At 57.4% G+C, this 14,169-nt stretch carries 14 protein-coding genes and 1 tRNA gene; 8 read left to right on the top strand and 7 right to left on the bottom strand.

Annotated elements, in window-relative coordinates:
* Positions 1-58 precede the first annotated feature (58 nt).
* On the bottom strand, positions 59-2,155 hold the full coding sequence (locus ACI7MX_RS08330) for an EAL domain-containing protein (protein ID WP_314487223.1): 2,097 nt from the start codon (positions 2,153-2,155) through the stop codon (positions 59-61).
* Positions 2,156-2,331: 176 nt separating this feature from the next.
* Between ACI7MX_RS08330 and ACI7MX_RS08325 the strand changes: the two genes are divergently transcribed.
* The 5 genes from ACI7MX_RS08325 to ACI7MX_RS08305 all read left to right on the top strand — a co-directional run bounded on the left by ACI7MX_RS08325 (position 2,332) and on the right by ACI7MX_RS08305 (position 5,380).
* Positions 2,332-2,733 (top strand): hypothetical protein, encoded by a 402-nt coding sequence (locus ACI7MX_RS08325; protein WP_405590440.1) that lies wholly within the window; start codon positions 2,332-2,334, stop codon positions 2,731-2,733.
* 102 nt (positions 2,734-2,835) lie between these two features.
* Positions 2,836-3,177, top strand: a complete 342-nt coding sequence (locus tag ACI7MX_RS08320) for a hypothetical protein (RefSeq protein ID WP_405590443.1) — start codon at positions 2,836-2,838, stop codon at positions 3,175-3,177.
* Positions 3,178-3,230: 53 nt separating this feature from the next.
* On the top strand, positions 3,231-3,785 hold the full coding sequence (locus tag ACI7MX_RS08315; RefSeq protein ID WP_314487212.1) for a UPF0149 family protein: 555 nt from the start codon (positions 3,231-3,233) through the stop codon (positions 3,783-3,785).
* Entirely contained in the window at positions 3,786-4,466 is a 681-nt protein-coding gene (locus tag ACI7MX_RS08310; RefSeq protein WP_405590446.1) for a GNAT family N-acetyltransferase, read from the top strand.
* Positions 4,467-4,531: 65 nt separating this feature from the next.
* Complete coding sequence (locus tag ACI7MX_RS08305; protein ID WP_314487207.1) at positions 4,532-5,380, top strand: CAP domain-containing protein; 849 nt, start codon at positions 4,532-4,534, stop codon at positions 5,378-5,380.
* An 85-nt stretch (positions 5,381-5,465) separates the two neighbouring features.
* On the opposite strand, the gene mqo is transcribed toward ACI7MX_RS08305, so the two are convergent.
* On the bottom strand, positions 5,466-7,112 hold the full coding sequence (mqo, locus tag ACI7MX_RS08300; RefSeq protein WP_405590449.1) for a malate dehydrogenase (quinone): 1,647 nt from the start codon (positions 7,110-7,112) through the stop codon (positions 5,466-5,468).
* A 376-nt stretch (positions 7,113-7,488) separates the two neighbouring features.
* Between mqo and ACI7MX_RS08295 the strand changes: the two genes are divergently transcribed.
* Positions 7,489-7,848, top strand: a complete 360-nt coding sequence (locus tag ACI7MX_RS08295) for a hypothetical protein (protein ID WP_153380421.1) — start codon at positions 7,489-7,491, stop codon at positions 7,846-7,848.
* On the top strand, positions 7,849-8,031 hold the full coding sequence (locus ACI7MX_RS08290) for a DUF1289 domain-containing protein (RefSeq protein ID WP_314492513.1): 183 nt from the start codon (positions 7,849-7,851) through the stop codon (positions 8,029-8,031).
* Here ACI7MX_RS08290 and yghX read toward each other — a convergent pair.
* Positions 8,028-8,912, bottom strand: coding sequence for a YghX family hydrolase (yghX, locus tag ACI7MX_RS08285; RefSeq protein WP_405590453.1), 885 nt, complete (start codon positions 8,910-8,912; stop codon positions 8,028-8,030). The genes ACI7MX_RS08290 and yghX overlap by 4 nt on opposite strands.
* A gap of 65 nt (positions 8,913-8,977) precedes the next feature.
* Positions 8,978-11,170: a response regulator gene (locus tag ACI7MX_RS08280; RefSeq protein ID WP_405590456.1), complete on the bottom strand. Its 2,193-nt coding sequence runs from the start codon at positions 11,168-11,170 to the stop codon at positions 8,978-8,980.
* 202 nt (positions 11,171-11,372) lie between these two features.
* Here ACI7MX_RS08280 and ACI7MX_RS08275 point away from each other — a divergent pair, with 202 nt between their 5' ends.
* Entirely contained in the window at positions 11,373-11,840 is a 468-nt protein-coding gene (locus tag ACI7MX_RS08275) for an FAD/FMN-containing dehydrogenase (RefSeq protein ID WP_405590458.1), read from the top strand.
* Positions 11,841-11,883: 43 nt separating this feature from the next.
* Here ACI7MX_RS08275 and ACI7MX_RS08270 read toward each other — a convergent pair whose 3' ends face one another.
* The 3 genes from ACI7MX_RS08270 to ACI7MX_RS08260 form a co-directional block, all read right to left on the bottom strand.
* Positions 11,884-12,573: an HAD-IA family hydrolase gene (locus ACI7MX_RS08270; RefSeq protein ID WP_314492500.1), complete on the bottom strand. Its 690-nt coding sequence runs from the start codon at positions 12,571-12,573 to the stop codon at positions 11,884-11,886.
* 177 nt (positions 12,574-12,750) lie between these two features.
* Positions 12,751-12,826, bottom strand: a tRNA-Asn gene (locus tag ACI7MX_RS08265).
* Between the two features lie 65 nt (positions 12,827-12,891).
* Complete coding sequence (locus tag ACI7MX_RS08260; protein ID WP_405590461.1) at positions 12,892-14,088, bottom strand: amino acid aminotransferase; 1,197 nt, start codon at positions 14,086-14,088, stop codon at positions 12,892-12,894.
* Positions 14,089-14,169 lie beyond the last annotated feature (81 nt).

The following is a 14,169-nucleotide window of genomic DNA, read 5'->3' as shown; positions in this document are numbered from 1 at the left end:
GCTCCCTCATCAACGGTGCAAATGTGGCCACCAGAATAACCGCGAACGCTTTGATTTGTCAGGAAGGCGTCGATTTGTTGTGGGACGTCTGTTCCGCATGATGAATATCCGCCATGAACTGCTCGGCAGCCCGGGGTTCGCCCAACAAAAAACCTTGCAAGGCATCGCACCCCAGCGTGGTCAAAAAGCTTTGCTGCATGTCGGTTTCAACGCCTTCCGCAACAATCCGCAGCCCCAGCGCCTGACCCAACGCCACAATGGCCGAGACGATGGCCGCGTCATCGCTGTCATGTTCCAGATCACGCACAAAACCTCGGTCAATTTTGAGTTCATTGGCCGGCAAGCGCTTGAGGTACATCAAACTGGAGTAGCCCGTACCGAAATCATCGATGGACAGGTCGACCCCCATCTGCGAAAGCCGCTGCAATACAGTCATGCTCGCATCGGCATCGCTCATGGCCGTCGTTTCAGTGATTTCCAGGGTCAAGCTATTGGCCGGCAGCTGGTGGCGTTCCAACGCCCAGACCACACTGTCGACCAGGCCTGCATAGCAAAACTGCAAGGCCGACAGGTTGACCGCGATCCGCCAGTGGGTATACCCCTCATCAAACCAGAGCCGCATCTGCCGACACGCTTCGTTGAGCACCCATTCGCCAATCGGAATGATCAGTCCGGTTTTTTCAGCCAATTCAATAAAAAACTCCGGCAGCAATAACCCCTGTTGTGGATGCTCCCAACGCAACAACGCTTCAGCGCCGACAGGCTTGCCAGTGCTGGCGTCAAACTTGGGTTGGTAATGCAAGCGAAACTGCTTGTGCTCAAGCGCCTGACGCAAGTCTTGCAGCAGTTGCAGTTGCTTGCGCGCATTGGTGTTCATCGACACATCGAAAAAGCTGTAGCCATTCTTGCCCGCGCCCTTGGCGTGATACATGGCCGCGTCGGCGTTCATCAACAACTCTTCTGCCGTCAATCCATTGCCGGGAAACAGGGCAATGCCCACGCTCGCCGAAATCTGCAAGTCATGCTCGTCCACCCGAAACGGTTTTGACAACAGACTGACCTGGCGTGCCGCCACTTGCGGGGCATCGTCAGGCTCACTCAAGCGCACCAGCAGTACAAACTCATCGCCGCCAATACGCGCCAATGTGTCCTGACTGCGCAGTTGCTCGCGTAAACGCAAGGCGACTTCGCGCAACAGGCGATCGCCCAAATGATGGCCGAAGGCATCATTGACCGGTTTGAAGCCGTCAAGATCGATAAACATCAAGGAGAAGAAACCACCCTGTTCAGTGGTTTCAGCCATCGCTTGGCTGATCCGGTCGGCCAACAGGATACGATTGGGCAAACCTGTGAGCGTGTCGTGCAGCGCCAACTGGGTTAATTCTTCATTGGCCTGGCTCAGGGAGGTGGCCAACACCGCCGTACGCGCCTCAAGCCGCGCATCAAAAATCGAGGTCAGCAATGCAATGACCAGCACTGCCAGACTGCTGACCAACACCAGGGTATCCAGACCTTTGCCACTCAACCCGTCGAGGGCAGCGCCACAAAAGCTGCCCTCTGGAAAGTTGGCCGCCGCCATGCCGGTGTAGTGCATGCCCACAATGGCCAGCCCCATGATGATCGATGCGCCCGCTCGCGCCAGACGGACATAAGGCGTCTGCTTGCGCAGGCGAAAAGCGATCGACAGTGCAGCCGCTGAAGCCCCCATCGCAATCAATAAAGACAGACTCATTAACGCCGGGTCGTAATCAATGCCCGGCTGCATGCGCAACGCGGCCATGCCGCTGTAGTGCATGGCGCTGATGCCCGCACCCATGATCAAGGCGCCCAATAATAATTGCAGGAACGGCAAGCGTGGCTGGCTGACCACCCAGAGGGCAAAGCCTGAGGAAAGAATCGCCACCAGTAATGACCAAAGCGTCAGCCCCAGGTCGTAGCCCAGCGTGATCGGCAATTCCAGCGCAAGCATCCCGATAAAATGCATTGACCACACGCCAAAGCCCATGGCCAGTGCGCCCCCGCCGATCCACAGGTACACATTGCGGCCACGCGCAGTGGCAATACGGCCCGTCAGATCAAGGGCGGTGTAAGAGGCCAGAATGGCAACGCAAAGAGAGATGAAAACCAGCGCGGGGGAGTAAGAAGCGGAAACCATGGGCATTCTCTGGAGCATATGGCGATTAGCCTGCATGCCCGGTAAAAGGGCGCGATTGTACTGCTTGTACGCGCAAACGCCCATAAAAGTCTCAAGAAGCTTGCACACGCTCGTCGGACAGGCGATCCCAACAATTGGGCCTGTAAGATCCGACAATTGTCGCTATGCTCATGACCATGAGCCCTACCCCTGCGATTCGCCAGCCTTGCCCGCCCGGAGCCTGCATCTGCGAACGCGAGCGTCTGACGGACGCGTCTGACCCCGCCCTGCGCATTTTGACCCTCGATCGCCAGGCTGAAAAAGTGCTGATTGAGCGACTGGAAAACATTCAGAGCCTCAGCGATCTTGAGCACATGCAGCGACGCATGCGCGATCAGTTAGGCATAGAAGTGGTCATCGAGCCGGGCTTCAATGAAGTACGCACCATGCGCGGCATCGCCATCAACGTGGCTGAACAGCCGGGGCTGTGCCGTAAAACCCGTCAAGCCATCCCCGCAGCCATCCGCCGGGCGCTGGAGAACCGCCCCGAGATCGCCTGGAAACTCCTCGATGGTTACGACCTGCTGCGCGATACATGAGCCAAGCCCCCTGGGTAAACACCGTCCGCCAGGAGAATTTACCTTGTCTAATCAGAAAATATTCTTTATAAGCCCGGTTTTCAAACCAAATAGAGTCAAGACATGAGTACCGGATTCACCGAGGACGAAATGCGCAGAGCGTTGGGCCTTGATTTACCTGCTGCGGCCCCTACTGCACCCGCCCCTGTCCCGACTCCCCCGCCTGCACCCAAGGTCGACACACCTGTCATCGCCAAAGCCGCACCTCGGGCACCGGTAAAGCGCCGGGGTCCTGTTCTGCGCGTCAACATGCAGGTCAGTAAAGTGTTCGACGGCGAAGAAACCCTCTTCGTGCACGACTCCAAACTGCTAAGCCGCTTCGATGCCGAGCAGGAAGCCAAAAAGGCGCTGGCCAAAGCTGGCTATAAATATTTTGTGCTCGACTCTATCGTTCAGGTTGACTGATCGACGCCCACCCGACTCTGCCTGTATGCCATGCAGCGCCAAGGAAACCGCCCGTGCAAAACCTTCCCCTGACCGCCGCTGAATTCGACCTCTTCGACGAAATCCTGCTCAAATATGGCGACGACCATTCTGTGCTCAACGCGTGTGAGCTTGACGGCTACTTCACCGCACTGGTTTCAAGCCCGACACAATTGGACATTGCCGAATGGTTCCCGGGGATCTGGGGTGGCCTGAACCCTGAGTGGCAAACCACTGACGATGCCAAGCAACTGATTGAGTTGAGCGTGCGCCATATCAACACCCTGGCCCGCCAATTGGCAGAACACCGCAGTGCCTTTACCCCGCGCTTTGAACACACCGAGCATTTGGGGCAAACCGTCACACTGGCCGAAGAATGGTGCTTCGGCTACCTGCGCGGTGTCGCCGTGGGCAACTGGTCACCCCTGCCCGCCGTGCAGGCGGTACTGTTGCAAGCCATCAGCGACTGCGCCGAACAGGACAACTTTGAATTGCCGCATGATCTGGACGTGGCCGCTCACCAGCAACGGGTTACAGACCTGGCGCCGGCGGCACTGGCGCTGCACAGCTATTGGATGAGCCAGCGTTAAATGAGCCCCCTTACCCACTTCAATACGCCGCCGGGCGAGGCGATCAACAGCCAGATCCTGCAACTGGTGGTCGATCACCTCACCGACATCAGCGCAATGGAAATCGCGCCGAGCAATCTGCTCTACAGCATCTACCAATACGCCATCGGCTTTGAAGTACACCTGTATCTGGAGGCGCTGGGCGGGGCCAAGGGCATCGCGGTCGAGCTGATTGTCGCCACCGACGAACACGACCCCGACACCGTGACCGGCTTTGCCCTGTACTTACCGGTCAAGGACGATCCACACGCCTGCGGCATTGCCTACATGGCCGAGCGCGCCAGCCACCGGCACCTGGGTGTCCTTCAGGCACTGGTCAACGACGTCGTGCGCCGTTACCCGCACACTGAACTGACGTGTCGCGTAAGCAAAGTCGGTGCTTTCGAAGCCATGGGTTTTCAAGTCATCGGCAGCCGCGGCCCGCAAGTGCTAATGAACACCCTCGACCACAGCAGCGACGGCTTGATGGGCGTGCTTGATGTGGCGCCGATCTACACTTCGACCGAAGTGCGGCAAATTCATACGTACCTGCTGCAACGCAACGGCAAAAAAGCCATGCTCGATGCGGAAAAGAAACGTGATCGGCAGATCGACCAGTTGACCGCCAAGGCCAAAGCTTTTGTGGCCGAGCGCCAAGGCTAAAAAGCCTTGTCCCTGCCCGGGTGAAATAACGCATGATAGGCGCCTTGCTTCAAAAGGACTCTTTTATGCGTTACACCCCCCTGACTCGCCTTTGCGTCTTGACGCTGGTGATGGCGTTTGGTGCGCCGGCGCTGGCCAGTGAAGAATCGCAACTCATCTCATCGATCAATGCCTGGCGCAGCCAGAGCCAACCGTGCGCCGGCCAGTCTTCGCAAGAATTGCCGCCGTTAACGGCAGACACACGCCTGATATTGCCCGTAACGGGCTTTGGTAATTTGCAGGACGCTCTCAAGCAAGCCGCCTATCCGATGGTCAGCGTGCAGGCCATTAGCCTGTCCGGCCCGCGCGATGCGCAAGCCGCTATGAAGGCGGTTCAGGAAAGCTTCTGTCGCGTCGTGCTCGACCCGCAATTTGTCGATATTGGCATCAGCCATGATCAACGAGACTGGCGCATCGTACTGGCTCGCCCTCTGCTCGCCCGCGGTTTGGGCGACGCACAGGCTGAGGGCCAGAAGGTGTTTGAGCAGATCAATAGCGCTCGCAATCAACCCCGTCAATGCGGCACTCAGGCTTTTGCTGCGACGACGCCATTAACCTGGAACGGTACATTGGCAACCGCCGCCGAGACCCACTCGCGGGATATGGCCAATAACAATTACTTCGATCACAAAGATCGCGAAAATCACACGCCGGGCGATCGTGCCGAGCTGGCCGGTTACAGTGGTCAACAGATCGGTGAGAACATCGCCGCCGGTCAAGACACCGCGCGCAAGGTCGTCGATGGCTGGCTGGCCAGCCCCGGTCATTGCGCCAATGTGATGAACCCGCAGTTTCGCGAGTTGGGCGCGGCCTATGCGCTAGACCCAAAAAGTGATGCGGGGATTTACTGGACGGCCTTGTTCGGCACCCAGTGAAGTAAGGGAGGTAGTGCGAGGACGTTAATGCGAGGTGAAACGATAAAAGCAACCCCACCCGACAGCGTCAGGCGGGGCTCTTTTTTTACAGCGCCATGTCGGCCGCTGGATTGCTTGGTGCAGGCGCGGCCTGCTCAGCAGGTACTTCTTGGGCAGTCGCTGCAGCCGGGATAACCGGCGGCGGCGTCAGTTGCAGAACGTCGGCGGTGTACGCCCACTCCTGCGCAACACGCTCAGGCGAACCGTTCAGCTTGGTGCCGTAGCTCGGCACGATCTGGTGCAGCTTGGCTTGCCACTCAGGGGTCGCCACCTTGTCCTTGAACACGGTTTCGAGCACGGTCAACATGATCGGCGCAGCGGTAGACGCACCTGGCGATGCGCCCAACAGACCGGCAATGCTGCCGTCCTTGGCGCTGACGATTTCGGTGCCCAGCTTCAGCACACCGCCCTTCTCTTCGTCACGCTTGATGATCTGCACGCGCTGACCGGCCTGCCACAGGCGCCAGTCTTCAGTCTTGGCGTTCGGGAAGTACTCTTTCAGTGCATTGAAACGGTCTTCGTCCGACAGCATCAACTGACCGGCCAGGTATTCAACCAGCGGGTATTGTTCGATACCGACTTTGGTCATTGGCCAAATGTTGTGCGTCGTGGTGCTGGTCAGCAGGTCGAAGTACGAACCTTCTTTCAGGAACTTGGTCGAGAAGGTCGCGAACGGGCCAAACAGAATCACGCGCTTGCCATCCAGCACGCGGGTGTCCAAGTGCGGAACCGACATCGGCGGCGCGCCCACTGAAGCTTTACCGTAAGCCTTGGCCAAATGCTGCTCGGCAATGGTCGGGTTATCGGTCACCAGGAACGAGCCGCCTACCGGGAAGCCTGCGTATTCCTTGGCTTCAGGAATGCCGGACTTTTGCAGCAAGTGCAAGGCACCACCGCCTGCGCCGATAAATACAAACTTGGCGTCAGTGGCAGTTTCAGTGCCGTCTTTCAGGTTTTTGTACACCACATGCCAAGTGCCGTCTTCGTTGCGCGTGATGTCTTTGACTTCACTCGACAACTTGAGCGAGAAGTTAGGCTGGGCTTGCAGGTGAGCCGCAAACTGGCGGGTGATCTCGCCGAAGTTAACGTCAGTGCCGATAGGCGACCAGGTGGCCGCCACTTTCTGGTTCGGGTCACGCCCTTCCATCATCAGCGGAACCCACTTCTTGATCTGAACCGGGTCTTCGGAGTACTGCATGCCGGCAAACAATGGGCTGGCTTGGAGTGCCTCGTAACGCTTCTTGAGGAACTTGATGTTGTCATCGCCCCACACAAAGCTCATGTGCGGCGTGGAGTTGATAAACGAGCGCGGGTTTTTCAACACGCCGTTTTTGACCTGCCAGGACCAGAACTGACGCGAAATCTGAAAGGCTTCATTGATTTCAATGGCCTTAGGGATTTCAACGTTGCCGTTCTTGTCTTCCGGGGTGTAGTTCAGCTCGGCCAGCGCCGAGTGCCCCGTACCCGCATTGTTCCAGCCATTGGAGCTTTCCAGGGCAACGCCGTCGAGACGTTCAATCATCTCCATGGACAGACCTGGTTCCAGCTCATTAAGCCAGACCCCAAGGGTGGAACTCATGATGCCACCGCCGATCAGCAAGACATCAACGTGTTTGGTTTCAGCCGCGTGCACGGAGCCAAGCCCCATGCTCAGCGCCAAGCCCAGTAGCCCCTTGTTCATTTTTTTTAACATGTTGTCGTACCTAAGATAAAACGCCATCTGCCCGATAACCTGGGCAGACATAAGAGGCCCCTACACACTCCGGACCTCACTTTTATGTACCTTGGGCGCTGATCTCTTATTGATTTTGGCTTCAGCTACTTGGGTGACATTTATGCTGTGGATCACGCAACTCCCTTGCGCTGTAGCCACGTTCCACTCCCTGACGAGCACTTGCGCGGGCCTTGAAATCCAAGGTGCCCAGCGAAAGGCCGCGACATATTACCTCAGGTGGCACTTTGGACGTAAACGCAATTGCACCAAGGTCGCGAATCATCGCGCGTGACGCTTATAGTCGAGCATATGGGTATAATCGCGGCTTTGCCTCACCCGCCAACAGGATTCACCCATGTCTTTAAGCACCCGTAATCAGGCACAAATTGAACGACGCCTGGTTAAATCCCTGACCGAAGCCTGCGAAAAAGCCAAAGGGCAAATCAACGGTTTTGTCTGGCTGACCCACGTGGTCGACTACGCCGCCTTCCCTGCCAGCCTCAAAATCGTATGGGTGTTCGACACTCAGGTCAGTAAAGACTTCGCCCTGGCGGATGGGGAAGCAAGCTACATGGCCGAACTGACTGAAAAAGCACTGAAGAATGCGCAAATCAACGTGCGCAAGGCCGCCGCCCACGTGTACTTCGATTCCGAAGAAGAATGCCAGCGGGCCTGTGGCGGTGACTGGCCAAAACGTTTGTCGCACAAACGCTGAATGGCAAAGGACATTGAAAACCCATGTATCGCCGTGTGCCAGCTAAGCGGCGACCTGTGCATCAGTTGCGGGCGCAACAAAGAAGACATCCGCAAATGGAAGCGCATGAAGCGGCCCGAAAAAATGGCCGCCGTACAACGCGCGACGGCTCGCCTTAAAAGCCTTCAGAAGAAGAACAGTTAAGACAGGTACTTGCCAAACCAGCTCAGCGTCCTGTCCCAGGCCAGCCTGGCTGCGGCATCGTCGTAGCGCGGGGTGGAGTCGTTGTGAAAGCCATGATTCACGCCAGGATAAATATATCCCTGGTACGTGACGTTGTTGGCTTTCAACGCTTGTTCATAAGCGGGCCAGCCTTCATTGATGCGCGTATCCAGCTCGGCCAGATGCACCATGAGCGGCGCTTTGATACGGCTCACATCGCCTGCGTCCGGTTGGCGCCCGTAAAAGGAAACGGCTGCACCCAGTTCGGGATAAGCCACCGCCGCCGCATTGGCCACTCCGCCGCCATAACAAAAACCGGTAATCCCGACTTTTCCGGTACTTGCCTCGTGCTGCATCGACCATTCGATGGCGGCAAAAAAGTCATTCATCAACTTTTGCGGATCGACGGTTTTTTGCAGGGCTACGCCTTCCTCATCATTGCCCGGATACCCACCCACGGACGACAGGCCATCTGGGGCCAACGCCATATAGCCCTGTTTGGCCAAACGCCGCGCAACGTCTTCGATGTAGGGATTAAGGCCGCGGTTTTCATGGACCACCACAACCGCCGGCACCTTACCCTTGGCGTTCGCTGGCCGGACGAGATAACCGCGAACCTGACCATGCCCTTTGGGCGAGGGGTAAGTGATGTACTCAGCCACTATATCCGGATCAGTGAAGGCCACTTGCTCAGCCAGGGCATAGTTGGGGCTAAGCGCACCCAGCACCGACAAGGCGCTGACTCCGGCCGTGAACACCGCTGCCCGGTCAAGAAATTCGCGCCGGCTGATGCGTCCGTGGGCGTAGTAGTCGTACAGCTCCAGCAATTGCGGGGCAAAGTCTTTCGCAGTGAGACGTGGCATCGGGGCAGATCCTCTGACAGCGGATGGTACCCCTTGTATACCTGAAAACGGCGTGGACTGTCGCCTCAGCCCTTGCTTAGCACTCTGGCCAGCACCCGCGCCAATTGATCGGCCGAATAGGGTTTGGCCAGAAACTCAAAAGCAGAATAACCGCCTTCGGCCAGCTCTTCACTGTAACCGGAGGCCAGAATCACCGGCAGTTGTGCACGGCGCCGACGCAACTCCCCGGCCAGCGCCACCCCGGTCATGCCGGGCATCACCACGTCCGAAAAGACCGCATCAAAGGCCATCGCTTCTGGCCCAACCATCAATAACGCCTCTTCGGCATTGGCAGCCCACGCGGTTTCGTAGCCCAGGTCCTGGAGGATCTGATTGGCAAACCCGCCCACTTCAAGGTTGTCTTCCACCACCAGTACCCGGTATTGGCCCTGCGCGGCTGTTAGCGAGGCGACTTCAGGTTCATCGACGCGGGTGGGGATGATCGCTTCAACCTCCACTTGCGGCAGGTACAAAGTGAACACTGAGCCTTGCCCAATCACGCTCGACACATCCACATCGCCACCCGACTGCTTGGCAAACCCGAACACTTGAGACAAGCCCAGCCCTGTACCTTTTCCCACTTCCTTGGTGGTAAAAAAGGGCTCAAAGAGATGCTCAAGGGTATGCGCCGAAATACCTGTACCCGTGTCATGCAATGACACCGCAATAAACTTTCCACTGGAACCCGCATGCCCGCGGATAGAGGGCAGTGCTATTCCCTGCTCAAGGCGTAAGACCAATTGGCCATGCCCCTCCATAGCGTCGCGGGCGTTCAGGGCAATATTGACCAACGCGGTTTCAAACTGGCTGGAATCCGCCTTGATATAGCAGGGCTGGCCCGGCAGCTCGACATTGACTTGTATGCGTGCGCCGGTCAGCGCATCGAGCATTTCGCCGATGGAGCGGATGCGCTCCCCCACATTGAAGACCTGCGGGTTTAACGGTTGGCGCCGGGAGAAGGCCAGCAGTTGGCTGGTCAGCTTGCTGGCCCGATCCACCGTGTCCGAGACGGCATTCATATAGCGCGCCTGACGCGTAGCGGACAGGTTGGGGGTGCGCAGAAAGTCCACCGACGCCCGAATGATGGTCAGCAGGTTATTGAAGTCGTGAGCCACGCCTCCGGTGAGCTGGCCGATGGCTTCAAGCTTTTGCGACTGGCGCAGCGCGGCCTCGGTTTGCAATAAACGCGCACTGCGCTCCTCCACCCGTTGCTCCAGCGTGGTATTGAGCAGCTCCAGCTCCGCCAGCCCTTCGCGTACCGCCGAATCGGCCCGCGCCCTTTCGATATGCGCCCATGACAGTTCTGTCACTTCGCTCAGCAACCCCAGCTCAAAGGTCGTCCACACGCGCGGCCTTTGATCATGAACAGCCATCAAGGCGGTCAGACGTCCACCTTTGATCAGAGGCAGGCAAATCGTGGCCGCAATGCCCATCGCTGCGAAAGTGGCAGCGGCATCCGGTAAAAGATCCTTCGCCCGGTCATTAATGACCAAAGGTTGACCCGCACGCAGCCGACTGACTGCCATCTGGCCAAAGTCGCTTAAGCGGTAAGCCCCCACGATGCTGGCCGCCCCCGGGGCGGTCCAGTTATCACGGATGAAAAACGCATCTTCATCGGCTTCCATATCGGCGTAGGCGAAATGCGTCACCTTCAGGTAATCGGCCGTCAATCCCATGGTGGTCGCCAATATTTCTTCAGGCTTGGTCAGGTTAACGACCGCACTGGCAATGGCATCCAGCACTGCCAAGCGCTGACTCAAGAGCACCGTCGTGGTGGTTTCAGTCACCGTATCCAACATGCCCACTACGTTACCTGAGGGATCACGGATCGGGCTGTAGCAAAAGGTGAAATAGGCAGGTTCCGGCGTGTGAGTGCGCTTAATCACCAGCGGGAAGTTCTCGATATAGGTGGCATGCCCGGCAAAGGCCGCATCGGCGATGGGCTTGATTTCACCCCAGACCTCTTCCCAGACATCACTGAAGGGTCGCCCCAGCGCTTCAGGCTTGTCGCCCAGAATGGGCAGAAAACCGTCGTTATAAATCGTGATCAGCTCGGGGCCCCAGACAATCGACTTGGGAAAGTGTGAGTCGAGCATCAACAAAACCGTGGTTTTCAACACGTCTGGCCAAGCGTGTAAAGGGCCGAGCGACGTACTCGCCCAATCATGGCGTCTGATTTTGTCAGCCATCAAACCTTCACATCGCAGCCAATTGGCCATTCCACACATACCTTGTTTGTCACAATTTGTTGAAAAGGCTGAATCGATGATAGAGCAGGCTGCAACACTCTGCTAAAACCCTGCCTGCGATCCGACTGCTAATGCCCGAGAACGTTCGCCTGCGTTGCCAGAGCATGGCGAAACACAGCTACCCTGCACCCCTGGTGGACTTGCCACTCCCTCCCTGAAGAAGACATTAACGATGAGAATTGCCATTGTATTGCTACTGAGCGTTATCACCCTGACGGCCCAAGCGGCCAGCATCGGCGAGCGTCTGACCCCCTGGACGTTGAGCGACCAACACGACCAGCCCTACACACTGGATACCCAAACCCGCGTTCTGCTAGTGGCGCGCAACATGGACGGCTCCAAACTGGTCAAGGCTGCGTTGCAAGATCAGCCCAAAGACTACCTGGATTCACGCCACGTCGTGTTTCTGGCCGACATTCAGCGCATGCCTTCTCTGATCGGCAAACTCATCGCCATCCCGGCCATGCGTGACTATAACTACCGCGTTGTACTTGATCGTGACGGCAAAGTTGCTGCGCAATACCCCGGTGCCGAAGACAACGTACTGTGGTTGCAGCTCGATAACAGGGTTGTCACTGCGCAAAAAGAATTTGCCAATGCTGATGAGTTGCGTGAAGCACTGGCCAAGCTTCCTCGGTAATCACCCGCAGTCGCTGACCAAGGCTGCGACTGCAGGTCGAGGCTCAACGCAGTGGCGGTAAACCGTGCGCCGCCAGATCAAAGTCTTCCAGTTTGCGGATAATCTGATCCGCGTGGTGGTACTTGCTGTCCGCCATGGCTTCATCCGGCACGGCAATCGCCCTCATGTTTGCAGCCTTGGCGGCGGTCACACCAAAGGGTGAATCCTCAAACACCAGACAGTCTTCGGGAGCCACACCAAGGCGTCGGGCAGCAGTCAGGAAAATATCCGGCGCGGGCTTCGCGGCCCCCACTTCGGGGTCGTCAGCCGTGACGATGGCGTCAAACAACCCGAACCATTCGCCATGCAGGGTGGTTTTCTGCTCAAAGGAATGGGCCGATGAACTGGTGCCGACGGCAATCGGGATGTGATGCGCCTTCAAATGCCGCACCAGCGCTTCAGCTCCCGGCATCGACTGCGCCAAGGGAAAACGCGCTTTGAGCAAAGGCTCACGTACCGTCAGGAACTCTTGCGCCGTGATCGGCAGCTCCAGCGCCTTGACCAGAAACTGGGCCAGATCCAATGCGCCGCGCCCGATAATGTGCTGTTTGACACCCCAGTCATAAGTGCGGCCATAACGCTCGGCGATCATCTGCGTTACCTCGGTGTAAATCCCCTCGGTGTCCAGCAGCAACCCGTCCATATCAAAAATCACCGCCTTGATCGGGCGGACAACCGTACGCGCAACATTCATCACAACAGATCCATTGAGGTCGCTCAGCCATAGCCGGTGACGTGGATGACAAAAAGGATTCAGCACAATAACGGCCCAGCCCTTTCAAGAGCAAGGTGTTGCGCGTGATGAACGGTGCCGCAGCACTCAAATCGCGGGCAAAAAAAAGCCGCTATTGCTAGCGGCTTTTTTAACGTCTGGCTCCACGACCTGGACTCGAACCAGGGACCCAATGATTAACAGTCATTTGCTCTACCAACTGAGCTATCGCGGAATGGCGTCTATCTTACTGATCTAAAAAGAGAAGTCAACACTTCGGATGACTTCTCTTTGCAGTTTTCAGATCACCTGAACAATGGCGTCGGTGACCGCTTCAATGTTGCGTTGATTCAACGAAGCCACGCAGATGCGACCCGTGTCCAGCGCGTAAATACCGAACTCGCTGCGCAGGCGTGCCACTTGCTCAACGGTCAGGCCCGAGTACGAAAACATGCCGCGCTGGCGGGCAACGAAGCTGAAATCATGCTCAGGGGCTTTCTTGGCCAACAGCTCAACCATCTGCAAACGCATGCCGCGAATACGCAGGCGCATTTCAGCCAACTCAGCCTCCCACTGAGCACGCAACTCAGGGCTGTTGAGCACGGCTGCCACAATGCTTGCACCGTGGGTCGGCGGGTTGGAGTAGTTGGTGCGGATCACACGCTTGACCTGGGACAGAACGCGCGCGCTCTCTTCTTTGGATTCGGTGATGATCGACAATGCGCCAACGCGCTCACCATACAGCGAGAACGATTTGGAGAACGAGCTGGAAACAAAGAAGCTCAGGCCCGACTCAGCGAACAGACGTACCGCCGCCGCGTCTTCATCAATGCCGTCGCCAAAGCCTTGATAGGCCATGTCGAGGAACGGCACCAGACCTTTGGCCTTGACCACGTCCAGCACGTTCTGCCAGTCGGCCGGGGTCAGGTCAACGCCGGTCGGATTGTGGCAGCAGGCGTGCAACACCACGATGGAACCGGCTGGCAGGGCATTGAGGTCTTCTAGCATGCCCGCGCGATTGACGTCATGGCTGGCGGCATCGTAGTAACGGTAGTTTTGTACCGCGAAGCCCGCCGTTTCAAACAGGGCACGGTGGTTTTCCCAGCTTGGGTCGCTGATGGCAACCACGGCGTTCGGCTGCAATTGCTTGAGGAAGTCCGCACCAATTTTCAGCGCGCCCGTTCCGCCTACCGCTTGTGTGGTAATCACTCGGCCAGCCGCCAACAAAGGGGACTGCGCACCAAACAGCAACGTCTGAACAGCTTGGTCGTAGGCAGCGATGCCATCGATTGGCAAGTAGCCGCGCGAGGCGTGCTGAGCAACCCGGATCGTTTCGGCTTCGACAACGGCACGCAAGAGTGGAATTCGTCCCTCCTCGTTGCAATAAACACCGACCCCCAAATTGACTTTGTTGGTACGAGTATCGGCGTTAAATGCTTCGTTGAGGCCCAGGATAGGATCGCGTGGTGCCATTTCGACAGCGGAGAACAGGCTCATTATTACGGCGGCTCTGAATGGAGTATGGAGGGGGTGACAACGCTCCAGCCGATTGCACTAGAGCGGTGCACAAACGGGGAG

It is taken from the genome of Pseudomonas sp. 2024-210 (assembly GCF_045062345.1).
Lineage (GTDB): Bacteria > Pseudomonadota > Gammaproteobacteria > Pseudomonadales > Pseudomonadaceae > Aquipseudomonas.
This window is presented reverse-complemented; position numbering and strand designations above follow the sequence as displayed.